A 24,843-nucleotide genomic window follows, 5' to 3' on the forward strand; every position below is an offset into this window, starting at 1 on the left:
CTATTCTGGATCAGTAACCGCTGGGGCTGTCTGATTGCCTAAGCTGATATCGAAGGTAATCGTATCTTCTAACGGTAAAAACTGATTGAACTTGCTCATCCCCACGATTGTCCCGTAGGGTTCTGCTGAATTGACATAACGGACTTGATAGCTGATGTTCGCCCCTTTTGAACGGAATTCATCAAAGAAAAGCTTTTGCAGATCTCCTTCAAGGTACTCTCCTCGACGATAATCTCTGATATAAGGTTGACCTGCCGAATAGACGACTTCAATGCCTTGGTCATCTTTGCTGGTTAAGACGGTCCCGGCGGTCTCACTTTGCGAGATCAATTGTCCATAGGGCAGACTCTGAGTAAACTGCATCCGCATCCGCACAGTGACACCCTCAACAGCGGCCTGGGCATCATCTGGTAAAATCGTTGAAAAGTCTGGTACGGTGACCCCTTTCCCTAGGGAAATCGTTACTTGGAACGCATCCCGTTTCGCGATTTTTTCTTTTGGTGCCACGCTTTGTTCAATGACTTTGCCTTCTTCCACAGTATCCGAAGCCTGTTCTTTGACTTCAAGCTCCAGCTCATGGGCTTTCCCCCATGTTTCTACCTCTGCACGGGTTTTATCACTAAAGTCTGGTACTTCAATATCTTTTTCAAAGGTTTCTTCGCCTTTGGAATAAAAGACTCGTCCGACATCTCGACGATGATAGTTCTCTCGTGAGACTTCTTTATTGGTAAATTCTACTCGAATCGGTGCTTTTTCCTCGATCTCATCGTGGTATTCATCGACGATCGTCAAATTGCTTGCTTGATTTTTTTCGATCCACTCTGCTGCCTCGTCCCTCGTCATTTCCATAAAGTCTGGCAATGCCAATTTCTCTTCTGGATCAGGTCCTTGGCTCACGGTTAGATGCAGAGTGCTTCTTTTTCTGACTCGACTTCTGGCAGCTTCTGCTTGGGCGATCACTTGATTGGCTGGGGCTTCATCATAGGCTGGTGTGACATCAACCGCAAGATCATGTTCCGCTGCCCATTCTCTGACCTCTGAGATCTCTTTGTCCACAAAGTTATCCAACCGGACATACGCCAATTGGAAAAATAAAAAGCCGCTGAGTATAAAGAGTCCAAGCAAGGCAGCTAACCCTAGCAGTCGTTTTTTTCGCCGCTTCTTTTTGAAGGAGGGATCATGTTCGATCCCCTCTTCTAAAGAAGCTGAACCTTTTTCTTTTCGGGAAGCACGGTAAGAAGGTACTTCGGCTGCTGCTGATTCCTTGTCTGGCTGTTTCGGTTCTTCTTCAAACTTCGATAAAAAATCACTCATAGGCCGTCAACGCACCTTTTTTTAAGTAAAAAGTCTGATCTGACTGCTTGGCGATCTCGGTCGAATGGGTCACTACGATGATGCACTTGTTGTGGATCGCCGCTAGTTCTTTAAAAATATCCACGATTTCTTGTTCCATGCCTTCATCCAAATTCCCGGTAGGTTCATCGGCTAAAATGATATCAACGTTGGTCGCTAAAGCACGAGCGATGGCGACCCGCTGCTGTTCCCCACCGGAAAGCTGATTGACGAAACGATCGGCTTTCGTGGAATTGATGCCGATATAGTCCAGCAAACGATACGCAATTTGATCGTGCTGATCCGGGAGTTTGTTGTCTGAAATCGCCATCGAAACAAGGACGTTTTCTAAAGCCGTCAAATAAGGGATCAAGTTGTAACTTTGAAAAATCAAACTGATTTTGTTGCGGCGATATTCTTCATAACCGATCGTTTTGATATTTTTTTCTTCAAAAAACACTTCCCCATCGGTTGGCTGATCCAATGCACTGATCAAGGAAAGAAAAGTGGTCTTTCCTGAGCCTGATTTTCCTAAGATCGTGTAAAATTTGCCTTTTTCAAAGGAGATATTGGTTTTATCTAAAATTTTCCGGCGATTCTCGCCATCTTGGTAGTAATACGTCATGTCTTTTGTTTCTAAAATTGCCATGTTCATCGCTCCTTACAGCATGATTTTTTTCGGATTCAACCGTAAAATATACAACAGCGGCACCACTGCCGAAAGCAAGATCGTCACGATCCCAGTCGCTAAAAAGGCGATCACATAAGATAAGGTATATTGAACGCGAAACGCCTCGTTGATCGTCGCTTGGTCGATTTTCGGTGCACCCACAAAGAATTGTTCCATCCCTGTCTGGTTTGCCTCTAGCATACTGCTGGTTAACAAAGATTCAGAAACCATCTTGCCCAGCATATTCCCTGTAACCAAGGAGATCAGCATTGCACTGACACCAATCAACAGGAGTTCGATCACAATCTGTGCAAACACGTATTTCCGGCGTTCCCCTAACGAAAGGTAGATACCTAACTCATATTTACGATCTCGGGTAAACAAGACAATGATCAAGGAGATAATAATCAAGGAAGCAATCACCGCAATCACTACGACATACGAGGAAATTTGTGATAAGCGATTCATACTGGTTCCCACACGGTCATACTCATCCGTAGAAGCATTGACCTTATAGCCATTTGGCAAGAGTGGTGTCACCTCTTGTTTGAATTGTTCTGCATCTTCTGGTTGATTCAAAATAAATTGCGGGGTAAAGAAATCCTCGTCAGATCCGGGGTCTGTCGCTGGAAACGCCGCTTGTCGCCCCGCACGTTCCTCTTCAACAATCGTTTTCACAGCATCATTTGGCATATAGATCCGATTGAAGGGACGATCATCAAAAGCAAACGAGCTGACTCCCCCCTCTTGTCCTTGTTCATTCGCTTTTTCTAAGCTGGTATTTTTAAAGATCCCGACGATTTCGATAGGATAATCATTGCCTTTTTGTTTCTCTGGATCTCCACCAGATGAATAATCGATAAACTGTCCATCTAATACCATGGTGTCACCAACGGTCAAGCCGTTTTCCTGAGCCACCTCTTCAGAAATCAACCCTACACGTTTTCCGGTACGCTGTTCCTCTTCTGTAAAGAAGCGTCCCTGTGTTAAATTCACCGTATCTTCTTCAAAATCCAACGGTTGTAAGAGATTGGTTCCTGTTAAATAGACCCAAGAATCCATACTTCCAGAAACCATGATATTCTCGTTTTCAACTTCTGGTCTAAAACTATAGGGTTTGAATTTATCAACAGCAATCATTGCTTCTCGCAAATAGTCATACTGTTTGACTTCCGAGCGCTCGCCAATTTGTTTGATCAGCTCCTCCGGCAGCGGCTGAATCTCCTCCATACTTGCGCCGCCCTCACTATTTGCCATCAAGGCTTCATAGTCGATATCGATCGTTGCGAGGGAACCTAATTGGTTTTTGATCTGCTTTTCGACATTTTGAGTCGACTGATTGACCGCAATTGCACCAGCGATCACATTTCCTAAAATTAGAATAACAGCAAACAATATTGCAGATTTCCCTCGCTTTCTCGTCACACTCAGCCATGCCCGTTTCATATAATTCAATTGCCAACATCCTCTCTTTTTTTCTCTAACAAAAGCATACTGGATGAACCTTTAGCGAATCTGTCATTTGGAAAATTTCTCAAAAAAAGCAGATTCATAGAGGACTTTTGATCAAGAAAGACTGTCATTGCAATGATCAGCACCAGAAATGACCACTATTTGAATAACAAAAAAAGCCTCCTAAAACGCTGCTTATAGGAAGCTCGGCTATATTTACATAAAAAAAGACAAAAACCGCATCCGGGTCTTTGCCTTTTCACAATCCTATTCGTCAATTTTCTCATTTAATTCGCTGTTACGATAGCCATATACAAAATAGATCGCGATTCCGATCACTAAGGAGCTCCCAAAAACGATCCAGGTCGCCGTTTGTAGACGGGTCATCAAGAAGAGACAGCTGGCAACGGACAACAAAGGCAATAACGGTACCAGTGGTACTTTGAATTCGCCTTTAGCAGGTGGGCCCATCATCTTCCGCAGCTTGATGATTCCTAAGGACATTAAGATCATATACGACAATGCCGCGATGTTGGTCAATTCTGCCAAGATATTCAATGGGAAAGCTGCCGCAAAGAAGAAAGCAAAAACACCCGCGATGTAGGTCGCTTTCTTTGGTGTTTGATGCTTTGGATCAATGGCTTGCATCGCTTTTGGCAATAACCCATCTTTACTGATGGCATATAACAGACGCGCCAAGGAGTACATCATAGCGATCGTCACTGTTAATAAGGTCAAGATCGCACCCACAGAAATGATTGATCCGACAACCCCATGCCCAACATAACGCATCGCAAAAGCTACCGGGTCATTGACTCCTAATTCCGCAAACGGCACGATTCCCGTCATGATCAGTGTGACAATGATATAGAGGACTGTTGCGATCGCAATGGAACCAATGATTCCTCGAGGGACATTTTTCTTGGCATCTTCGACTTCTTCCGCTGCCATTGCGACGGCATCAAAGCCAAGAAAAGCAAAGAAAACTAACGCTGCACCATTAAAAACGCCTGAAAAACCAAAGGGCATAAAGGGCTGCCAGTTGTCTGGTTCCACGAAAAAGGCACCAAAGACGATAAACAAGAGGATCACGCCGAATTTGACCCATACCATAGCATTGTTCAAACGTAACGCTTTTTTCGCTTCTTGGCTGACCCACAAGGTTACAAAAATAATGACTAAACCAGCAATCAAATCAATGTAGGTCCCCTTGCTTGGGTCATAACCGCCCGTCAAAGCGGTTGGTAAATGGATATCCGCACTGGCCAAAAAGCCTTGCACATAGCCTGACCAGCCAGATGCCACCGAAGAAACGGCCAATAAGAACTCGCAAATCAAAAACCAGCCTGCCAGCCACGCGGTAAATTCACCAAAAACGACATACAGATACGAATAGGCGCCCCCTAAAACGGGGATCCGAGAAGCAAATTCCGCAAAAGAAAGCCCTGATAACACAACAACGATACCAGCTACAACAAAGGAAAGAATCAATGCCGGTCCGGCATACTCAGCAGAAGCAGTCCCTGTAACAACAAAGATACCTGTGCCGATAATGGCGCCGATCCCCAACATAATCAAATCTTTTAACTTCAACTCTTTTTTTAAATTCGTCACACTTTCCCGTTGTATGACTTTTTTTCGAAATAAATCCATAACTCCTCCTCAAAAATATACGTTTATGTTGCTTTCATATACCCCAACAAAACACCGCCGATAATCACCAGCAGACAACCAATCACCACATACCGCAGTTCTTTTTTGGTTTTCTTTTCGCCGAGAATAAAAATCCCGCCTAGCGTTGAAATGATGATTCCCATCTGCGACAATGAGAAGCCCACCGCTAGTCCGACTTGCTGAACCGTGATCAGCATGCAGACATTGCCGATGCCCCATAACAATCCTGACAAGGTATTTTTCCCTACAAAACGGTCGACCTTCGTCTTTCTTAAAGCAAATAGGCTGGCACCGATCAGCATCCCGACACTTTGTGGCAAAATGATCGCCAATGGGTCCAATCCTGCCCAAGTAATCAAAATTGTATAGGCGCCGTACCCAATCGTGGATGAGATCAATGCCCGAAATCCTTTAGGAAAATCAAGCATCTTGCTGCCGGCTTCTACCGGACTTTCACCATCTTGGCGAGCGGTCAGATAAGCCCCGATCACCAATAAGATCAATGCGCTAACACCTAATGCATAATCGCGGGTCTGGGTCCATTCCGCAAAAAACAATGCACCGGCGACCGTATTTAAAATCAGCTGCATGCCGGTTGAAAGCGGCAGTCCAACAGACACACCTAAATATTTCATGCCATGGAATTGACCGTTTTGACCGACGGACCAAAAGAGACCAGACAAAAGACCGATCAAAATCACCTTTCCATCAATCACTGGCATCGTCACAAAATATACGACCAGAGAAAAGAAAAAGGCACCAATCGTCATTCCTAGCGTTTGCTGGTTCGCATCCCCGCCAAGTTTGGCACTTACTAAACCAATGCTGCCCCACGCAAACATTGGTACTAATGCAACGAGTATCTCCATTTCATTCATCCTTACCATTCAATTTTAAACACAGGCTTTAGTGTATCAGTGAAAACGTTCTAGGGACAAGTGATTTTTGTCAAAAAACACAAAAAGATACTCGAAAAAAAGCAGATTAGCGTTTTTCCTCATAATAACTCAACAAGGGAAAGAACAGCGTCATGGTGGTTCCTTTTCCAACTGTCGACGAAGCCGTTAGCTCGATGCCTAATTCCTTCGCTAAACTTTTCGCTAAAAAGAGCCCTAATCCCGTCGAGTGGGTGTCCGTTTGGCGCCCATTTTCGCCCGTAAAGCCTTTATCAAAGATGCGACGCATGTCTTCTTTAGGAATGCCGATCCCACTATCTTGCAAGTGGAGATAGGTTCCTTGGGCATCTTTTTCGATCCGAATTGTCAGCTGCCCATTTTGTGGTGTGTACTTAACGGCATTGCTGACCAATTGTCGAAAGATAAAGCCGAGCCATTTTTCATCGGTCAACACTTGCTGATCCTCACCTTCAACGGCATAGTGCAGGTTCTTTTGGATAAAATAATTTGCCTGACTGCGTAAAACCGGCTGGATGACGGCTTTCAATGAAATTTCTTGGACCAGATAATCTTTTGAAAAGCTGTCCAAACGGGCGACGTACAAGACTTGCTCGACGTATTCGTTCATGCGGTTCAATTCATTTTCTAGTAAGATGAATTTTTCATCTGGAATATCAAATTCGATCGAATGCAAAAGCAATCGTGATGCGGCTAAAGGTACTTTGATTTCATGGACCCACGAATCGATGTATTCCTTTTGTTCTTCTTGATTGCTGACGACTTGCTGCATCAATTCTTGGTGCTCTCGGATCAACTGATTGATGTAAGATTCGATCCGTTCTTCTTCCGCCGAGCGTGCTCCTTGCAAGTAGTTTTGCAGCAAGCTGTCTCCAGGCTTGGGGGTGATTTTTTGCCAAAAACGCCGCTTAGATAAGTAGCTGATTGCCAAAAAGAACACCATCAAGACACTTTGCATCAAAAAGAGATAGCCGACTGTACCCCAATCCATCGGGGAATGAGGAGTCAGCCAAAAAACTAAGACCGTCAACACGAAAAAGACCAGCCAGCCAATAAACAGCAGCCAACGATCTTTCAAAAAACTGCGCAAAACCCGCCACTTTGTCATGGTACGATATACCCTTGACCAACCTTGGTTTCAATGTAGCCATTCATCCCCGCTTGTTCGATTTTTCGTCGCAAACGATTGATATTGACCGTCAAGGTATTGTCATCTACAAAACGCTCGTCATCCCATAAGGCCCGCAAGAGTTTTTCACGACTTAAAATCTTGCCGTGATTTTTCATCAAAATATACAGCAGGCGGTATTCGTTTTTGCTAAGATCGATGCTTTCGCCATTGATATACATGCTGCTGTTGTCGATATTGAGGGTCAAACCGTTATGCACTAACGTCTCGCTGCTGCTTTCTACATAGTTGTAGGAACGGCGCAATAAGGCATTGATTTTTGCAATCAGAACGTCGATCTCAAAAGGTTTTGTCACAAAATCGTCCGCCCCCATATTCATGGCCATGATCATATCCATATTGGTATTGCGACTGGAAATAAAAATGATTGGTACTTTGGAAGCTTCGCGGATTTTTTGACACCAATAGTAGCCATCAAAAACCGGCAAATTAATATCCAGTAAAATCAGTTGGGGCTCTTGTTCTTCAAAGTCAGTCAACACTTGATGGAAATCCGTCGTGCCAAAGGTCTCAAACTGCCATTTTTCTAGTTCTTCGATAATCAGTTGGCGAATCACCGCTTCATCTTCTACTACCATTATTTTTGCCATATCCGTGAATTCCCTCACTTTGCGTAATTTTCTCCTCTTTACTTTATCAAATATCAAAAACGAATGCGAACATTAATCGCCGTTTTTAGCAAACCCTAAAAAACCTCTTCACTGTCCTGAGGAATCAGTGAAGAGGCAAACAAAAAACGGACGACTAGGTTACTCGATGATCTCAACAGTCTCAATTAGTAGTTTTCCGATAAACAATAAAATCCCATCGAAAAAAAGCACACTCATGTTGACACCTAATAGCATTGATAACCGTTCAACGACATCGATTTTTGGTCGTTTGTTCAAATAACGAAACAAGAAAAAATTCACACCATACGTCACTGCCATGATCAGCAGCATCAAGATCACCATTTTAGTTCCCTGCTTTTCTTCAAATTTTTGGTTGCTGTGCTAAAAACTGTGTCAGTTTACTTTGATCGATGGCTTCATACTGGGATAGGAAGCGACCGATTGCTTGAACGACTGCCGGTAGATGACCCGCTTCATCATTTTCGATCTGCAGCACCAGCAGTGGTTCGTGCAAGCTCATTCGCAGCAAGAACCAGCCTTGGCCATAGGGCGCTGTCAAGTTGATGCGAATGCCTTCCTCATTTTCTGGATCGATCTGCCAGCCTGGCAGCAAATGATCGGCTAAATCCGCGATCACTTGGCGACCATAGTCTTGATAGTCGGCTTTTTGGATCGCAAAGCGCAATTCTTGGGTCTCGGCGGGTTGTTGCAACGCCGCGATCAGCTCATCCAGTGTCGTGCCTTGCTGTTGCAATTGTGGCAGCATCATCAAGAGCTTGGCGATCACGTACGCCCCGTCATCTAAAAAGAAATTTTCTTTAAACGCGGCATGCCCGCTGGTTTCGATGGCTAACTGTGTGTCCAGTCCTGCTTCATTCAATTCAATCGCTTTGTTGATCACATTGCGGTAGCCAGAAATATAGCGTACTTGCTGCCCTCCCAGTGCTTCGATAAAGGTTTTTAAATGATTAGAGGTTGGTGAATTAGTGACGATACGCGTGCCAGGGTGTTCCGCTAAGATGATCTTGCTTAATACAGCAATCATATTGTTGCGGTTCAAGGGCTCACCGCTTTTGGTCACGACAGCCGAGCGGTCGACATCGGTATCGAAAATAATGCCTAGATCGGCTTGTTCTCGTAAGACGGCTTCACGAATACTTGCCATCGCCTCTTTATTGTCTGGATTAGGGATATGATTGGGAAAATGCCCATCCGGTTCTAAAAATTGCGAGCCATTCGTATCTGCCCCTAGCGGCAGCAACACTTTTTCAGCAAAAAAGCCGCCGGCACCATTGCCTGCATCAACAATGATCTTTAATCCAGCCAAGGGTTTTTCCTCATTGGTTCCCATCCCTTGGCGAATTTTTTGCAGTAGATCTTGGGCATAAGGCGTCAGCAGGTCTTTTTGCTGATAGCTTCCTTTTTCCGCTGCCTCATGAACGGTAGTGTGGGTCAAAATATAGTGGATATCCATTTTTTCGGCACCGCCTTGGCGGCTGAAAATTTTTATTCCATTAAAGTAATAAGGCAAATGACTCGCTGTCAGCATCACACCAGCATCACAGTCGAAATCCGCAAACTGTGTGCTCATAAACATGGCTGGTGTCGTTGCCAAGCCACAATCGATCACTGCCACGCCTTCTTGCTGCAGCTGTGCCATCAACACTTCTTGCAGTGCTTCGCCACTCAAGCGACTGTCACGACCGACTGCCACGCGAAAAGGTCCGCTGCCCTTTGTTTCCAACCAGTTGCGCAAGCCCGAAGCAACTTGCCGAACCGCTTGCTCCGTCAGCGTCACCTGTTCTTTTTCTGTTGCGATCGCAATCCCTCGAATATCAGAACCATTTTGCAAATCAACGATGTTCATTTCCTCCACCCCTTCTTGTAACCGGAATCAATTTTATTATACCAGAGAAAAAAGGAAATGAAATTGTTTTTTAGTATTTTTTACTATAAATAGTTTACTTTCCTTATTCTTTAAACGGAATCCCTTCCAGTTGCAGTAGTCGGCGTTTGGTTGCTAACCCGCCCCGATACCCCGTCAAGCGGCCGTTTTTTCCTAACACCCGATGACAAGGAACCACGATCATCATTGGGTTACGCCCCACTGCGTTGGCGACAGCTCGGACAGCGGTCGGACGTTGAATGCGCAGCGCCAAGTCACTGTACGTAGTGGTTTGACCATAAGGAATTTGGGTCAGTGCTTGCCAAACGGTTTGTTGAAACGGTGTCCCTACAAAATCAAACGCAAAAGTAAACGTCACTGGTTCCCCTGCAAAATAAGCTTGCAGCTGCGTTTCAATTACTGGATCAAGGTCAGCTATACTACTGATTTCAGCCAATGGAAAGAATTTGAGTAATTCATGATGATCCTGCTGCCGACCAAAATACACTAGCCCTTTTTCCGATTGGACCACCTCATACCATTCTTCGTCTAAAACGATCTTTGCCAATGCTAGTTTCATATTTTCACCTCATGGAATCCATTTTCCGCAGCACAACTGCTTACGTGCTGCCGCCGTTCTACGGCTGTCTCAGTGACAGTATACCATTTTTTCGAGCTGCGCAAAAAAACCGACTGGCTTACTGCCAATCGGTCGTTGCAAACAAGGGGAAAATAGGCAGATCGCCAGTCGCTGCAGCTTCAAGCCGTAGCAATGGCAGAATCAATCCAATTCGATTTTCCCAGTATATAGCTGATAATAGGTGCCTTTTTCTGCCAACAGCGTTTCATGGGTCCCCCGCTCAATGATACGGCCATGATCCATCACCATGATGGCATCGGAGTTTTGGATTGTAGACAATCGATGGGCGATCACAAACACGGTCCGTCCAGACATCAAACGATCCATCCCTGATTGGACGATACGCTCTGTACGGGTATCGATGCTTGAGGTGGCTTCGTCTAAGATCATCACTGGCGGATCAGCGATCGCTGCGCGAGCAATTGCCAACAGCTGCCGTTGACCTTGGGAAAGCCCTTCGCCATCGCCCGTGATCACGGTGTCGTATTTTTCTGGCAAATGGTTGATAAACATGTCGGCATTGGCTAGTTTCGCTGCTGCCAGCACTTCTTCATCACTAGCATCCAGTTTTCCGAAGCGAATATTCTCGCGAATCGTTCCAGTAAACAAATGGGTGTCTTGCAAAACGATTCCTAATGAGCGACGGAGGGATTCCAGATGGATTTTTTCAATATTGATACCATCATAGCGAATCTTCCCGTCTTGGATGTTGTAGAACCGATTGATCAGATTGGTAATCGTTGTCTTACCAGCACCTGTTGCACCAACAAAGGCAACTTTTTGCCCAGGCTCTGCATACAGATTGATCTCATGTAAGACCAGTTGATTATCGACATAGCCGAAATCAACATCTTCAAACCGCACGTCTCCCGTCACTTCCGTATAGGTAATGGTTCCATCCTCGTGGGGATGTTTCCACGCCCACGTGCCTGTTCGTTCTTTGGTTTCAACTAGTTGACCTTGCGACCATTTGGCATTGACCAGTGTGACGTAGCCATGATCGATTTCTGGCGTTTCATCTAATAGGTTGAAAATTCGCTCAGCACCGGCTAATGCCATGATCACAAAGTTGATTTGTTGTGATACTTGGCTGATAGGGCCATTCAATGAACGGCTCAGTTGCAAGAAAGAAGCGATCATCCCGACCGTCAGTCCAGAAACACCATTGATGGCAAACAGGCCACCAATGATGGCGATCAAGACATATTGGACATTTAGTAAGTTCATCATGATCGGCATCAAGGTATTGGCATTGACATTGGCTTTAGTGGCACTTTCTTGCAGTTGATCATTTAAGGCATCAAATTCTTCCATGACGATTTTTTCATGATTGAAGATTTTGACGACTTTTTGTCCGTGCATCATTTCTTCGATATACCCGTTGACAGCGCCTAAATCTCGTTGCTGCGCGCCAAAGAATCGGCCGCTGCGGCGAGAAATGATGCGGATCACATTCAGCATCAAAATAACCGACAGCATCACGAACAGAGTCAATGGAACACTGATGGAGAACATGGCGATAAAGACAGAACAAAAGGTTACCGCCGCCATCATCAAGTTTGGAATACTTTGGGAGATCATTTGACGCAACGTGTCCGTATCGTTGGTAAAGTGACTCATGATGTCGCCATCTGAGCGGGCATCAAAGTAGCCGACTGGTAGAGACTGCATATGTGTAAACATTTGGTCACGGATTTTTTTCTGCGTGCCCTCACTGATCTTGACCATCATAAAGTTATAGATCAGTGCGGCCAAGATCCCAATCAGGTAGATGATCGCCATTTGGACGATCGCCCGAAACAAGCCGCCAAAATCAGGATTGGCTTGCCCTAAAAGCGGTGTGATATGATCGTCGATCACGACTTGTAAAAACAACGAACCACGAACGTTGGCAAAAGCACTTAACAAGATCATAACAACGACGAATAGGAGTTGTCCTTTGTAGTCGCCAAACATCGTTCGCAATAAACGTTTTAATGTACGCTTGGGATTTGCTGCTTGTCTATTCTTCACCTTCACCAAATCCTTTCTGCTGCGAATGGTACACTTCATGATAGATGGCATTGTTTGCCAACAATTCTTCGTGGGTACCGATGCCATTGATTTTGCCATCATCCATTACGATGATCCGGTCGGCGTCTTCGATCGAATTGATCCGTTGGGAAATAATGATCGTCGTCGTTCCCGGAATTTCTCGTTTCAAGCCTTCGCGGATACTGCGATCGGTTTTGGTGTCGACGGCACTAGTAGAATCATCGAGAATCAAGATTTTCGGTTTCTTTAATAAGGCACGGGCAATCGTCAACCGTTGTTTTTGCCCACCGGAAACATTGTTCCCTCCTTGTGAGATCTGCGTTTCATATTTATCAGGAAACTCTTGAATGAAGGGATCGGCTTGTGCGATCGTCGCCACGCGCTGGATCTCTTCATCCGACGCCTCTTCATTGCCCCAACGTAAATTGTCGTTGATGGTGCCGCTAAAGAGTACATTGTTTTGCAAGACCATACTTACTTGGTCCCGCAATGCTTCTAAATCATAGTCGCGAACATCATGACCGCCGACGATGACACGCCCTTCAATCACATCATATAAGCGGGGGATCAGCTGGACGAGGGTGGATTTCCCGCTCCCGGTTCCACCAATGATCCCAATGACTTCACCGGATTCGATGCGTAGATTCGCATCGGTCAGCGCCAACTTGTTTTTGTCATTGGCGTAACTAAAGCCGACATTTTCAAAAATGATGGAGCCGTCTTTGATTTCTTTGACTGGCTCGGCGGGATTTTTCAAGTCACTTTCTTCATCTAATACTTCCACGACCCGTTCTGCCGACGTTCGTGCGATCAAAATCTGCACGAAAGCCATCGACATCATCATCAAGCTCATCAAAATCTGCATCGTGTAGTTGAACATGCTGACTAATTCACCCGTCGTCAGGCTACTTTGTTCCACGATCAACTGGGCACCAAACCATGACAAGAGCAACATACATGTATAGACTGCAAATTGCATCAATGGCATGTTAAAAGAGACGATTCGTTGCGCAAGCGTGAAATTCCGATAAACATCGGTGGACACTTCGCCAAACAGTTCTTCTTGTTGTTCTTCTCGGACATACGATTTCACGACGCGAACCCCTTGTAGATTCTCTTGCACCACATTATTCAAGCGGTCATAAATGCGGAATACTTTTAGAAACAGCGGGTGGGCAAAACGAATCACTAAAGCAAGGCCAATCGCTAAAATCGGTAAAACAACTAAGTAGATCGTCATAAGTTCTGGGCTGATGGTGCTAACCATTGCAAGTGAGAAAATCAGAACTAACGGACTGCGGACCAGAATACGAATAATCATTTGATACGCATTTTGGACGTTGGTCACGTCAGTGGTCAAGCGGGTGATCAAACTGGAGGAAGAAAAGCGGTCAATGTTTGAAAAGGAAAAATCTTGGATTCGGCGAAACAGATTGTGCCGCAGGTTGCGGGCAAAACCAGCCGAAGCGATCGCTGCCGTTCGTCCGCCAAGCGTTCCTAAAAGTAATGCGATCAAGGAACATAAAAAAAGCAAGCCGCCATCTCTTAGAATCACACCGGCGTCTCCTTTTTCGATCCCTTGGTCGATCATCATGGCCATGATCAGGGGCATAATGACATCTAAGGCAACCTCTCCTGCTACATACACAGGGGTCAGCAAGCTGTCCTTCTTATAGCTGCCAACATTCGCGAGTAATTTTTTTATCATTTGTTTCGTCCCTTCTATAGATGGCACTGCGGAGCCATTTTTTCTCGTTACCATCAAGTTTACTTTATCGATCCAGCGATTTCAAGCGGCTCGCTCGTGTTTTTTTTACAATTAGTAAGTAAAAACACCCTTCCAAGGAAGGGTGCTTACCTTTTGATGCTGTGTGAAAAAGTGTCGGTTGCGAGATTATTCGGCAGCAGATGAACTAGCGGTACTGACCGGTTCATCCGCCTCCCCGCCATCCTCTGCCGGCGGTGTTTGGGTACTGCCTTGCAGATTGCCGCGGCTGATACCGATGGTGATCCACGTTTCTAGGGGAATGAACTCGCCGTAGCGGCTCATTTCAACGACGGTTCCTTTTGGTTCCGCCGAATCGACATAGTAGATTTCGTAATAGACATTGGCGCCTTTTGATTTGTATTCATCAAAGAATAGTTTTGGCAAGTCGCCTTCCGTTGCTTGGAAACGGATGTCTTTCAAATACGGTCTGCCTAATGAGTAGACGACTTTGACAGTTGGCAAAGTATCGCTTTCGCTGTACTCTTTGCCCGCTTCCTCCGACTGACTCAAGAAACTACCATACGCCACTTGATCGGAATAGACCGTGCTGACTTGCAGCGGGATTTTTGATTCTAGTCCTTGGGCTTCTTCGATCGTGTATTGTGAAAAATCTGGAACGGTCAAAGCTTGGCCTTTTGAGACCTTCACCACAAATTCTTCTTTTTTCGCAAGTTTGCTGCCTTTGACTGGTTCTTGTGAAACGACCAGATCCAGGGCGACACTGTCAGAAAAGACGGTTTCTTCTTTGTATTTCAAGTCATTCTTTTTCGCCCATTCAGAAGCTTCACTTTTGGCTTTGCCTGTAAAATCAGGTACTTCAATATTTTTTTCAAAGACTTCTTTGCCCTTTGAATAGTAGACACTCAAACGGTCTTTGCGTTTGTATTCGGCTAAATCAAGCTCTTTGTTGGCCGCCTCTTGTTTGATAAAAGCTTCTGCTGCTACATTGTCGTCAAATTGTTCGATCAAAGAGAGGTTTTCGGCTTTATTGCTAGCGATCCAATCTTTTGCTTCGGTCACTTGCATCGCTGAAAAATCCGGTAGCTCTAAGCGTTCTTCAGGATCAGGCCCGAGACTCGCCGTCAGTGTCAGTGTGGCACCCTTCTTGATTTTTTTCTCAGGGTCGACACTTTGGTCGATTACTTGGTTGACGTCTTTGTCAAAGTCATATTCTTGCTCCACTTTGATAGCGACGCCTTCTTCCATGCCCCACGTCCGCGCTTCTGACAGATCTTGGGCAGTGAAATCCGGCACCTTCACATGGGTCATCTGATAATAGACGATCCCGATCACGGCAACCGCCAAGGCGGTCAGTAAAGCAATCAGCAAGATTTTTTTCTGCTGACGCTTTTTGTAGGTCGGATCAAATTCCGTTTCTTCTTTACCAAAACGGCTGACTGGTTCCTTTGATGCTACCTTCTCAGTCGCAGAACTCGCCGCTTTTGCTTCAGTCGTCTGTGTTTGTTGACGGGCTGCCGAGCGACTCATCGGCTCACTAGCTGTGGGCTCTTCTGATTGGTGAACCGTCGTTGGCTCCGCTGGTTTGCTCGCTTGCTCCGCGCCTCTTGCATTTTGATCTCCGACAGGTTCGCTAGTTTTTTTCTCGCTATTGCCAGCGGATTTCTTTTTGCCATCATAGTTGTCCGGGCTAAAATTTGATAAAAAATCACTCATGTTTACTCAACACACCTTTACGTAAATACAAGACTTCATCCGCTTGTTGAGCGATCTCGTTAGCGTGGGTCACGACGATCACACATTTGTTGTGGACGTGTGCCAGCTCCTTAAAGATATCGATGATCTCTTGTTCCATTTCTTCATCCAAATTCCCGGTTGGTTCGTCCGCTAAAATGATATCGACATTGGTGGCTAACGCCCGGGCGATCGCTACCCGCTGTTGTTCTCCACCAGATAATTGATTGACGAGCCGATCGGCTTTTTCTTTGGTGATGCCTATATAATCCAGCAAATTGTATGCCACTTCTCGCTGATTGTCTGGCAGCTGATTTTTCGTGATCGCCATCGGCACTAAGACATTTTCAACTGCACTCAAATAGGGAATCAGATTATAGCTTTGGAAAATGATACTGATGTCGTCGCGGCGATAATTTTCATGCCCAATTTTTTCGATATCGGTGCCTTCATAAAGTACTTGACCGCTTTTCGGACTATCCAACGCACTGATCAAGGATAAAAACGTCGTTTTTCCTGAACCAGATTGCCCTAAGATGGCATAGAAAGTCCCTTTTTCAAAAGAAACAGAGGTCTCTTTCAGTATATAGCGGCGCTGATCGCCGTCTTGGTAATAGTAATCGACTGCTTTGGTTTCTAATAAAGTCATCGTTGGTTCCTCCTACATCATGATTTTCTTTGGATTCAAGCGTAAAATATACAACAGCGGTAAAATAGCTGAGAACAAGACGGTTCCTAAACCTAACAGCAGATACGTAATGATGTAGCCTGCTGAGAAGGACACTTGATAGGCATTCTTGATATCCATGTAATCAATATCAGCTGCCATCAAACCGCCAGAATAAACACCGCCCATATCATTTTGATTGCTCATCCAATCGTTTTGCATCAAGGTATTTGAAACGGCACCACCTAATAAGTTCCCGGTCACTAAGGACAATAGCAGTGCGGCTAAACTAACCAGCAAGACTTCAATCACGATCTGTCCAATGACTTTCCCACGGCTTTCCCCTAAGGAGAGATAGATGCCCAATTCTTGTTTCCGATCTCGTAAGAAAAGCAAGACCACTAAGGAAATAATAAAGATGGTTGCGATCGACGCAATGATCACGATGTAATTTGCGATCACCCCTAACCGAGTAAAGCCACCGGCGATCTGCTCGTATTGATCCGTATTAGCAATGACACGATAATATTGGGGCAATAACGCACCGGCTTCTTGTTTAAAGGCTTCGACGTCATCCGTTGAATTTAGGACAAAGATCGGTTGATAATAGGCGTCTGACTCTTCTTCGATCACTTCTTGACCCCAAAGTTTTTCAGACTGCAATTTGTTAAAATCTTGCACTAAATTATTGCTAGCATAAAAGGTATTGATTTGTTCCATCACTTGCCATACCTGATCACTATTTTGTGAATCACTTTGATCTGATGAACTACTTTGATTGCTTTGATCCTTTTTAATTACAGAAAAGATCCCTGCAATGGTCACGGGATAATCAAAGGTCGCGACACGATTGCCACTCTCAGCCGTTTCGTCCGTCACATCCTCACTATCATCACTTACTCCCTCACTTGAACCACCTTCCATCATGACTTCTGCCCGTGTATCCCATACCAATTGATCACCGACACTCAGGTTATTCAATTCTGCGATCTCTTTACTGATCAATACCGCGTTCGTCAATTCACTGACATCTTTTTCTGTCAATCCCTCGCCTTCCTCCAAGCGAATCAAGCCTTCTTGCATGTCTAATGGCTCAACCAAATTTCCGCCCTTCAAAGAGAAGTAGTTGCCACCCATGCCGACCGATCCATCCTCTGGCGTATAGGCTTTCAATTTTGTTGTTTCTAACCACGCTTGATTTTGGTAATCAAAATATTTCACATAGCTTAATTGACCGATTTGCTCATAAAGATCCAGCGCTGGTGGTTTCGGATAAAAATCTTCTTGTGACTGCTCTTCCTCCGAAGCATCCGCATGGTCTTTTTCAAAACCTTCCCAATCCATTTCCACCGTAGCTACGTTCCCCATTTTGCGTTTCGTCTCTCGCTCAACGTTGGCAGTGGATTGTTGAATTGCTACAGCACCAGCGATCACATTGCCTAAAATAAATAGAACTAAAAATAAAATAAATGATTTCCCTTTTCTTCTGGTGATACTCTTTAATGCACGCTGCCAAAAGTTCATTGTTATTTCCTCCAGTGACATTATTTTTTAACAATTATTCCATACTTCTCCCTCAAGAACAATCGCAATAAAGGATCGTTTTTCGAATTTAAAATATTAAAAAACGGGTGAAAAAGATATTTCCATTTAATAACCCTTATAAAAGAACAAGAAAAAGATGTTAAATAACAAATAAAAGAATGGAATTTTTGCTAACAGTTTTGTAAGATTTCCCGATTTCAACTTAGATTTCACTTGGATTCCATCAAAAATGCTTAGCGCTTTCGAGAGTATAAAAAAAACGAAGGAATTCTCCCACTCTTTTCCAGCGAGAAAATCCTTCGTTTTGTATTCCCTATTTTTCTTTCGTATCGATCACGATCGTCACCGGGCCATCATTGACCAAGGCGACTTGCATATCTGCGCCAAATTTTCCAGTAGCAACAGTGATGCCTTCGGCTTGTAAACCTTCATTAAAGGCTTCGTAAAGCGGGATCGCAATACTTGGCGGTGCCGCTTGAATGAAACTAGGGCGATTGCCTTTCTTGGTCTCCCCATAAAGGGTGAACTGTGAAATACTCAAGACGGCGCCGTTTATGCTTTCCAGTGACCGATTCATTTTGCCCTCTTCGTCTTCAAAAACCCGCAGATTTTTGATTTTTCTTACGAGATAAGCCACATCGTCGCCTGTATCCTCATGGGTGATCCCCAACAAAACCATGAACCCTTGTTGGATCGCACCGACGATATTGTCCTCAATCGACACGCTTGCTTGACTGACTCGCTGGATCACTGCCCGCATTCTTTCTCACCCCTTCGTACGTCTGACGCTGTAAACATCTGGAATCTGCTTGATTTTATCAACGATCGATTTCAAATGAGTCAAATTCTGAATCGCCACCGTGATACGGATCGTTGCCATTTTGTCTTTATTGGTTTTGGCTTCGACACTTACCAAACGCTTGGTGACAGTGTTGACTGTCTGTAAGACATCGTTGAGCAACCCAGAACGATCATAGCCATAGATCTCAAGATCGGCATCGTATTCTTTGTTGATGTCGGTAGCATCTTCCCACTCAACATCGATCAAACGGTTCGCTGCCTCTTTGTTTTGAACATTGGGGCAATCGCTGCGGTGGATCGAGATTCCCCGCCCTTTAGTAATATAGCCGACGATCGAATCCCCAGGAACCGGATTGCAGCAGCGGGAGATGCGGATCAACAAGTTATCGACCCCTTCAATGACAATGCCGCCTTCGTGACGAACCTTCATTTTTTCTGGTTCTTTTTTCGCCGGTTGATTGATCATCTCTTGGACTTGCTGCTTTTGCTTCTCGATTTGTTTCTCGCGCCGTTCTTCTTCGGTCAAACGGTTGGCTAAGGTCGTGGGACTGACTTCCCCATAGCCGACAGAGGCAAACAGGTCATCTTCTGTTTGATAATTGAATCGTTCGCAAGCTTCCGCCATTTTGCTTTTCGTCAAGAATTCTTTTGGCACAAAGCCCATATCTTGTAAGGTACGAACCACTGCCTCATGTCCTTTGATGATATTCTCATCACGATCTTGGGCTTTAAAAAATCGTTTGATTTTGTTCTTCGCTTTGCTGGTAGCAACTAGTTTGACCCAGTCGCGGCTTGGCCCAAAGGAATTCGGTGATGTCAGAATCTCAATAATGTCGCCATTTTTCAGCTTATAGTCTAATTGGACCATTTTGCCGTTGACCTTGGCACCAGTAGTTTTGTTGCCGATGTCGGTATGGATGCTATAGGCAAAATCCAGTGGACTGGAGCCTTGAGGCAACTCCGTCACATCACCTTTTGGCGTAAATACATAGACTTTGTCGCTGAAAATATCGCCTTTGACACCTTCCATAAATTCAGAAGCATCATAGCTTTCATCTTGCAGTTCCAAGATTTCACGGAACCAGCCAACTTGTTGGGTCATCTTGTCGGCTCGGACTTTTTCGGTCTTGCCTTCTTTATAGGCCCAGTGCGCAGCAACCCCAAATTCAGCGATCTCATGCATTTCATGGGTCCGAATTTGGATCTCGACAGGATTGCCTTTGGGACCAATGACCGTCGTATGCAGCGATTGGTACATGTTGGCTTTTGGCATCGCGATATAGTCCTTGAACCGCCCAGGCATTGGTTTCCATTTTGTATGGATCGTTCCCAAAACCGCGTAACAATCTTTGATGGAGTCAACGATCACTCGGATCGCCAACAAATCATAAATTTCATTGAACTGTTTCTTTTGGTCTTTCATTTTGCGATAGATCGAGTAAATATGCTTTGGTCGACCATAGATCTCAGCATAGATATCTAGTTCCTCCGTAGCGATCCGAATCTCTTCCACGGTTTCGGAAACGTAGGATTCCCGTTCTTCTCGTTTGGTCTGCATCAAATGCACGATTCGGTAATATTGCTGTGGATTCAAGTAACGCAAAGAAATATCTTCTAGTTCCCATTTGATTCGGCTGATCCCTAAACGATGAGCCAATGGGGCATAGATTTCCATCGTTTCTTGGGCGATGCGGCGTTGTTTGTCTTCCCGCAGATGTTTCAACGTACGCATATTATGTAAACGGTCAGCCAGTTTGACCATGATGACCCGTAAATCTTGCGCCATGGCGATCAACATTTTCCGATGATTTTCTGCTAATTGTTCTTCATGAGATTTGTACTTGATCTTACCCAGCTTGGTCACGCCATCCACTAGCATCGCTACATCGGCACCGAATTCTTCTTTCAGATCGGCTAACGTCACATCGGTATCTTCGACGACATCATGCAAAAAACCTGTTGCAACGGTATGAGGGTCCATCTGCAATTCTGCCAAGATCCCCGCAACTTGGATTGGATGAATAATGTAAGGCTCGCCGGATTTACGGAATTGTTCTTTGTGGGCTTCTGTCGCGTAGTCTAATGCTTTTTGGACAAAGGCAACGTGTTCTTCACTCATATAATGAGCGACCAATTTGATGACGTTGGGCCCGGTCAATATAACTTCTTTTGCCATTCATTCCGCCTCCTGCTTTTCTTTTTTGTGCTATCAAAAAGGCAGACAGAAGTCGCTGTTAACGTTTCGTCACGCACCCAAAGCCTTGCGGACAAACGTTCTAAGCATGGGACTCCTGTCTAACCTGCAGTTCTTATTTAGTAGTATTATTATACAAATTTTTCAGCTATTTTTCAATCGCTGTTGTTCAAAGCACATCGGGTGCCGGCTTGTCCTTAAGCATTTCTTCAAAAACATGATACGAGAGCCCGATTTTCTCGGCGCCGGCAGCCTGTAGTGATTGCATAGCTTGTTCATCTATTGTGTCAGGATTGATCTGGATCGACAGTTGACTGCCACCATCTAAGGAAAACAAGCTCACGTCGTGCAATGCTTCTGCTAGTGGTTGTTTTTGTCCTAACACGATCTTTGGCCATGCTTCTTCTTTCAAGCGTTGTGCCACTTGGATCTTCGTCAATTCATTCATGATCTCGGTTTGCACAGCTAAGCGGATCTCCCCTCCTGTCAAGGTCAAGGAGCGGATCGTTTCGGTCAACTCCGCAAAGCCACGATCATTTTCCATGAAGGAAGAAGCCGGTAGCCAGACTTCCAAAAAATCGGCACCTTCCATAAACGCCCGACCGATTTCAAACGCTACCTTTGCCAGTGTTCCTTGGGCAAGGGGGTAATCGATCACTGCGCCGATTTGTAAGGAAGAGCCTTGTGCCAAGATTTTCGCCCGCCGAATGGCACTAGGCAAAACGACGACTTCCTTTAAAGCCGTTTTATATTGATTGATAAAATCCTTCAAGACCCAGTCGGTCAGATCGGCCGTCAACAAACGGACACTGATTGCTTCTTGGTTCTTATTCATCAACTCACATCCTCTTTAATTCCGTTAGCACACTGACAGCACTTAAAAAATAAAACGGTGCTGTTTCTGTTCGTAAAATCCGAGGGCCTAACCCGCATAATTTAGCGTTGTTTTCCTGGGCTCCTTCGATTTCGGAGGGGGTCAGACCGCCTTCTGGGCCAAAGATCGCTAAAACTTTGCTACCAACGGGCAATTCGGTGATCACTTGCAGCAGCATCGCTGCTTCTCCTTGCTTGGCTGATTCTTCATAAGCCACTAGGACCGCATCGTACTGACTGAGGCTTTGCCAAAATGCTTTGGCGTTATCCAGCAGTGTGATGGCTGGTGCGATCTGCCGTTGGGATTGCTCCGCCGCTTCTTGGGCGATTTTTTGCAGCCGCTGCTGCTTTTTCTGTAACTTCTTTTGATCCCATTTCACGACCGAAGTTTGCGCAGGAAAACCGATAAAGGCTGCCGCCCCAAGTTCCGTGCCTTTTTGAACGATCAAGTCCAGCTTGTCACCTTTCGGGTAGCCGCTAGCGATCGTGACCTGCAGCGGCAATTCCTTGTCCTGCTGTTCTTTTTCGACTTCCTCTAAGTAAACCGTTTCTTCATCGGCCTCTTTGATCTTGGCGATGATCGCCAAATGATCCTCAAAAACTAAACCGACTTTCGTGCCGGGAGTCATGCGCATCACTCGGATCATATGGTGGAAGGGTTCTCCCGAAACGGCAAACACCGCTTTTGCTTCATAAGGCTCCTGTAAAAAATATCGCTGCATCTTACTCTACCTCTGGTTTTTTAAAGGCGATCGCATACCAGTCTTTTTGATTGAACAATTGATCGATCTCAAAGCCTTGTGCGATCATGGCATCGATCACTAATTGTTTTTTCGTCTCAATGATCCCAGAAACGATCAAGGTACCCTCTTGCTTCAATAAACGCCATGCATCAGGGATCATCAATAAAATGATATCCGCTAAAATATTGGCAACGATAAGATCAGCAGGGACCGTCACCCCTTGCAAAAGGTCATTGGCTTGCACGGTCACATCGTGAGCAATGGGGTTCATCGCCATATTTTCTTGGGCGGACCTCACAGCGACTTCATCTAGATCATAAGCAAACACGTCTTTGGCACCTAAATATTTGCTGGCGATACTTAACACCCCTGAGCCCGTCCCGACATCTAAGACGGTTTCACCGCCCCGCAAGTAGACTTCTAGGGCTTGTAATGTCAAGCGTGTCGTAGGATGCGTGCCGGTCCCAAAAGCCATTCCCGGATCAAGGGTGATGATCTTTTCATCTTCTTGCAGCGGTTGATAGTTTTCCCAGCTCGGCACGATCGTCAGATAGCGGGAGATACGGACTGGATGGTAATATTTTTTCCAGGCCGTCGCCCATGCTTCTTCCACGACCTCGCTCGTTGTGATGGTGTTTTTGCCGATCGCCAAACCATACTCCGGCAGACGGTCGATGGCTGCTTTGATCGTCGGCAGCACTTCTGGCAAAAAAATCGTCTCTGGGAAATAGGCACTGACTTGCGCGCCTTCTTCTAAGGTCGTATAGGTTTCTTTATCCAAAATTTCGCCATACGCATCGCTTTTAAAATTTTCGATATCTAAAACGTCCTCGATCGCTACCCCACTTGCTCCGTGTTCCATTAAAATATTGGCGACTGCTTCCACTGCTTCGCTAGCTGTCGCTACGGTTACTTCATTCCATTTCATGTTCGTTCTCCTTAGTAACTAGGGTACGGGATCATGGTTTCCCCAGCCCCGGCTTGATAGTTCGTCATTTTCTCCACAAATGCTTCTTCGTTGAATCGCAATTCAAAGATCGCTTCTTCACTGTCATCGTTCAAGAAATCGAGCAGATCGCTTTGGCCTTCTTCTAAGATTTCTTGAATGTAATCAACCAATCCGTCTAACAACGCTTTTTGGACCCCTTTTTTTCCTGCATAAGGAATCGTCGCTAAATAATCTTCTTCATCAAACGTTGATTTTTGTGGATCATACAACAAAATCCCATCTTCAAATTCAATGATCGCTTCCTCTGATGCCACACCTTGCGCGTCGTCGATTTGGACTTGTTGAGGATTTTCGGCAAACAAGCGCAACACCAATTCGATGGTATGATTTTTGGCATCCCAATCGATCGCCACATCATAATCGGAGATTTTTTTCGTTAATCGCTGATCTAAGTAAGTCAATATCGTTTCTTTCGCCATCACTATTCCTTCTTTCTAGCCAGCCATGATCTTGCTGAACAGCGGCTTTTCGTATATTTGTTAAATAAGGATTACCAGCTACCGCAAATCGAAGCGGCATCTGAGTCCACTCCCCTTTGTTCGGGATACCAATTCGAGGCAATGCCAAAATTTCTTTTGGGGTACGTCGGCGCTCAGGAACCAAATGCAGCGGACTCGTAAAAATCGATTCGCCGTAAAGCTCAGCTGGAATCTGTAGTGCCTGTACTAGTTTCCCGGGGCCATTGGCTACATCCGGTCCCGTTTTTTGTCGCTGTTGTTCCATCAAGTCAATCCCATCCACCGGTTCTAGCCCGCGAATCATGATTCCTTGTGGGATGCCTTTTGGTTGCGTAATAAAGTTGACAATTCGATGCGTATGCATCGTATATAAATAAATCGTGCCGGGTTCCTGATACATCGCCCGAACCCTTGGTGTGTTTCGCATGCCCACACTATGAGCCGCCAGATCATCGGGACCTAGATACGCTTCACAATCCACGATATACCCACCTAATGTTCCTTCTGGGGTCTCATGTGCCAAATACATTCCTAATAAGGCACGTGCGATGGTCGTTGTCGGCTGTGTCGCAAATAGTGCCATTAATTCATCCATTCTCATCACCCTCTTTATTCTACACAATTCTCGGTCAACTTACTATCTTTGACTACAGAGTTGCGGTGATCTCAACGATTTCTTTTCAACGAACCTG

22 protein-coding genes are annotated in these 24,843 nt (G+C 45.2%); all 22 read right to left on the reverse strand.

Annotation, left to right across the window (positions count from 1 at the left end; translation table 11 throughout):
- The 22 genes from IGJ01_RS15295 to IGJ01_RS15400 all read right to left on the reverse strand — a co-directional run bounded on the left by IGJ01_RS15295 (position 1) and on the right by IGJ01_RS15400 (position 24,746).
- A complete protein-coding gene (locus IGJ01_RS15295) occupies positions 1-1,314 on the reverse strand; it encodes a PASTA domain-containing protein (protein ID WP_430601237.1) in 1,314 nt (437 codons plus the stop codon).
- The gene (locus IGJ01_RS15300; protein ID WP_008379303.1) at positions 1,307-1,981 is read right to left on the reverse strand and encodes an ABC transporter ATP-binding protein; all 675 of its coding nucleotides are present in this window, start codon (positions 1,979-1,981) and stop codon (positions 1,307-1,309) included. Before IGJ01_RS15300 ends, IGJ01_RS15295 begins: the two co-directional genes overlap by 8 nt.
- 12 nt (positions 1,982-1,993) lie before the next feature.
- Positions 1,994-3,448 (reverse strand): ABC transporter permease, encoded by a 1,455-nt coding sequence (locus IGJ01_RS15305; RefSeq protein ID WP_315044467.1) that lies wholly within the window; start codon positions 3,446-3,448, stop codon positions 1,994-1,996.
- Positions 3,449-3,721: 273 nt separating this feature from the next.
- Positions 3,722-5,107, reverse strand: a complete 1,386-nt coding sequence (locus tag IGJ01_RS15310; RefSeq protein WP_430601238.1) for an APC family permease — start codon at positions 5,105-5,107, stop codon at positions 3,722-3,724.
- Positions 5,108-5,130: 23 nt separating this feature from the next.
- Positions 5,131-5,997, reverse strand: a complete 867-nt coding sequence (locus tag IGJ01_RS15315; protein ID WP_008379298.1) for a GRP family sugar transporter — start codon at positions 5,995-5,997, stop codon at positions 5,131-5,133.
- A 115-nt stretch (positions 5,998-6,112) separates the two neighbouring features.
- A complete protein-coding gene (gene sapS, locus IGJ01_RS15320; protein ID WP_016621950.1) occupies positions 6,113-7,150 on the reverse strand; it encodes a two-component system sensor histidine kinase SapS in 1,038 nt (345 codons plus the stop codon).
- Positions 7,147-7,821, reverse strand: a complete 675-nt coding sequence (gene sapR, locus IGJ01_RS15325) for a two-component system response regulator SapR (RefSeq protein ID WP_005227794.1) — start codon at positions 7,819-7,821, stop codon at positions 7,147-7,149. The genes sapS and sapR overlap by 4 nt, the downstream gene beginning before the upstream one ends.
- 159 nt (positions 7,822-7,980) lie before the next feature.
- A complete protein-coding gene (locus tag IGJ01_RS15330; protein ID WP_005227790.1) occupies positions 7,981-8,184 on the reverse strand; it encodes a hypothetical protein in 204 nt (67 codons plus the stop codon).
- Between the two features lie 19 nt (positions 8,185-8,203).
- Positions 8,204-9,709, reverse strand: coding sequence for a phosphoglucomutase (locus IGJ01_RS15335; RefSeq protein ID WP_005233485.1), 1,506 nt, complete (start codon positions 9,707-9,709; stop codon positions 8,204-8,206).
- 103 nt (positions 9,710-9,812) lie between these two features.
- Positions 9,813-10,307: a methylated-DNA--[protein]-cysteine S-methyltransferase gene (locus IGJ01_RS15340; protein WP_142437361.1), complete on the reverse strand. Its 495-nt coding sequence runs from the start codon at positions 10,305-10,307 to the stop codon at positions 9,813-9,815.
- Between the two features lie 201 nt (positions 10,308-10,508).
- A complete protein-coding gene (locus tag IGJ01_RS15345) occupies positions 10,509-12,431 on the reverse strand; it encodes an ABC transporter ATP-binding protein (RefSeq protein ID WP_430601628.1) in 1,923 nt (640 codons plus the stop codon).
- Positions 12,370-14,109, reverse strand: coding sequence for an ABC transporter ATP-binding protein (locus IGJ01_RS15350; protein WP_430601239.1), 1,740 nt, complete (start codon positions 14,107-14,109; stop codon positions 12,370-12,372). The genes IGJ01_RS15345 and IGJ01_RS15350 overlap by 62 nt, the downstream gene beginning before the upstream one ends.
- Positions 14,110-14,295: 186 nt before the next feature.
- Positions 14,296-15,843, reverse strand: coding sequence for a PASTA domain-containing protein (locus IGJ01_RS15355; protein WP_008382063.1), 1,548 nt, complete (start codon positions 15,841-15,843; stop codon positions 14,296-14,298).
- Positions 15,836-16,510 carry an ABC transporter ATP-binding protein gene (locus IGJ01_RS15360; protein WP_005227776.1) on the reverse strand — a complete coding sequence of 225 codons (675 nt, stop codon included), beginning with the start codon at positions 16,508-16,510 and terminating at the stop codon, positions 15,836-15,838. The genes IGJ01_RS15355 and IGJ01_RS15360 overlap by 8 nt, the downstream gene beginning before the upstream one ends.
- Positions 16,511-16,522: 12 nt before the next feature.
- Positions 16,523-18,073, reverse strand: a complete 1,551-nt coding sequence (locus tag IGJ01_RS15365) for an ABC transporter permease (RefSeq protein ID WP_081487954.1) — start codon at positions 18,071-18,073, stop codon at positions 16,523-16,525.
- A gap of 313 nt (positions 18,074-18,386) precedes the next feature.
- Entirely contained in the window at positions 18,387-18,833 is a 447-nt protein-coding gene (dtd, locus tag IGJ01_RS15370; RefSeq protein WP_005233473.1) for a D-aminoacyl-tRNA deacylase, read from the reverse strand.
- A 6-nt stretch (positions 18,834-18,839) separates the two neighbouring features.
- Complete coding sequence (locus IGJ01_RS15375; protein WP_086332721.1) at positions 18,840-21,050, reverse strand: RelA/SpoT family protein; 2,211 nt, start codon at positions 21,048-21,050, stop codon at positions 18,840-18,842.
- Positions 21,051-21,237: 187 nt separating this feature from the next.
- Positions 21,238-21,903, reverse strand: a complete 666-nt coding sequence (locus IGJ01_RS15380) for a deoxyribose-phosphate aldolase (protein ID WP_429969662.1) — start codon at positions 21,901-21,903, stop codon at positions 21,238-21,240.
- A 4-nt stretch (positions 21,904-21,907) separates the two neighbouring features.
- The gene (locus IGJ01_RS15385; protein ID WP_016612975.1) at positions 21,908-22,663 is read right to left on the reverse strand and encodes a 16S rRNA (uracil(1498)-N(3))-methyltransferase; all 756 of its coding nucleotides are present in this window, start codon (positions 22,661-22,663) and stop codon (positions 21,908-21,910) included.
- A gap of 1 nt (position 22,664) precedes the next feature.
- Positions 22,665-23,612 (reverse strand): 50S ribosomal protein L11 methyltransferase, encoded by a 948-nt coding sequence (gene prmA, locus IGJ01_RS15390; RefSeq protein ID WP_010749037.1) that lies wholly within the window; start codon positions 23,610-23,612, stop codon positions 22,665-22,667.
- A gap of 11 nt (positions 23,613-23,623) precedes the next feature.
- Entirely contained in the window at positions 23,624-24,112 is a 489-nt protein-coding gene (locus IGJ01_RS15395) for a DUF3013 family protein (RefSeq protein ID WP_429969660.1), read from the reverse strand.
- Positions 24,048-24,746: a DNA-3-methyladenine glycosylase gene (locus IGJ01_RS15400; RefSeq protein WP_430601243.1), complete on the reverse strand. Its 699-nt coding sequence runs from the start codon at positions 24,744-24,746 to the stop codon at positions 24,048-24,050. The genes IGJ01_RS15395 and IGJ01_RS15400 overlap by 65 nt, the downstream gene beginning before the upstream one ends.
- Positions 24,747-24,843: the final 97 nt, after the last annotated feature.

This window comes from Enterococcus sp. AZ089 (assembly GCF_050547225.1).
Lineage (GTDB): Bacteria > Bacillota > Bacilli > Lactobacillales > Enterococcaceae > Enterococcus_D > Enterococcus_D entomosocium.

Coding starts and splice junctions, on each gene's coding strand:
- IGJ01_RS15295 (WP_430601237.1), bottom strand. CDS start 1,314: ATGAGTGATTTTTTATCGAAGTTTGAAGAAGAACCGAAACAGCCAGAC.
- IGJ01_RS15300 (WP_008379303.1), bottom strand. CDS start 1,981: ATGGCAATTTTAGAAACAAAAGACATGACGTATTACTACCAAGATGGC.
- IGJ01_RS15305 (WP_315044467.1), bottom strand. CDS start 3,448: ATGAAACGGGCATGGCTGAGTGTGACGAGAAAGCGAGGGAAATCTGCA.
- IGJ01_RS15310 (WP_430601238.1), bottom strand. CDS start 5,107: ATGGATTTATTTCGAAAAAAAGTCATACAACGGGAAAGTGTGACGAAT.
- IGJ01_RS15315 (WP_008379298.1), bottom strand. CDS start 5,997: ATGGAGATACTCGTTGCATTAGTACCAATGTTTGCGTGGGGCAGCATT.
- sapS (WP_016621950.1), bottom strand. CDS start 7,150: ATGACAAAGTGGCGGGTTTTGCGCAGTTTTTTGAAAGATCGTTGGCTG.
- sapR (WP_005227794.1), bottom strand. CDS start 7,821: ATGGCAAAAATAATGGTAGTAGAAGATGAAGCGGTGATTCGCCAACTG.
- IGJ01_RS15330 (WP_005227790.1), bottom strand. CDS start 8,184: ATGGTGATCTTGATGCTGCTGATCATGGCAGTGACGTATGGTGTGAAT.
- IGJ01_RS15335 (WP_005233485.1), bottom strand. CDS start 9,709: ATGAACATCGTTGATTTGCAAAATGGTTCTGATATTCGAGGGATTGCG.
- IGJ01_RS15340 (WP_142437361.1), bottom strand. CDS start 10,307: ATGAAACTAGCATTGGCAAAGATCGTTTTAGACGAAGAATGGTATGAG.
- IGJ01_RS15345 (WP_430601628.1), bottom strand. CDS start 12,431: ATGCCATCTATCATGAAGTGTACCATTCGCAGCAGAAAGGATTTGGTG.
- IGJ01_RS15350 (WP_430601239.1), bottom strand. CDS start 14,109: ATGATAAAAAAATTACTCGCGAATGTTGGCAGCTATAAGAAGGACAGC.
- IGJ01_RS15355 (WP_008382063.1), bottom strand. CDS start 15,843: ATGAGTGATTTTTTATCAAATTTTAGCCCGGACAACTATGATGGCAAA.
- IGJ01_RS15360 (WP_005227776.1), bottom strand. CDS start 16,510: ATGACTTTATTAGAAACCAAAGCAGTCGATTACTATTACCAAGACGGC.
- IGJ01_RS15365 (WP_081487954.1), bottom strand. CDS start 18,073: ATGTCACTGGAGGAAATAACAATGAACTTTTGGCAGCGTGCATTAAAG.
- dtd (WP_005233473.1), bottom strand. CDS start 18,833: ATGCGGGCAGTGATCCAGCGAGTCAGTCAAGCAAGCGTGTCGATTGAG.
- IGJ01_RS15375 (WP_086332721.1), bottom strand. CDS start 21,050: ATGGCAAAAGAAGTTATATTGACCGGGCCCAACGTCATCAAATTGGTC.
- IGJ01_RS15380 (WP_429969662.1), bottom strand. CDS start 21,903: ATGAATAAGAACCAAGAAGCAATCAGTGTCCGTTTGTTGACGGCCGAT.
- IGJ01_RS15385 (WP_016612975.1), bottom strand. CDS start 22,663: ATGCAGCGATATTTTTTACAGGAGCCTTATGAAGCAAAAGCGGTGTTT.
- prmA (WP_010749037.1), bottom strand. CDS start 23,612: ATGAAATGGAATGAAGTAACCGTAGCGACAGCTAGCGAAGCAGTGGAA.
- IGJ01_RS15395 (WP_429969660.1), bottom strand. CDS start 24,112: ATGGCGAAAGAAACGATATTGACTTACTTAGATCAGCGATTAACGAAA.
- IGJ01_RS15400 (WP_430601243.1), bottom strand. CDS start 24,746: ATGGATGAATTAATGGCACTATTTGCGACACAGCCGACAACGACCATC.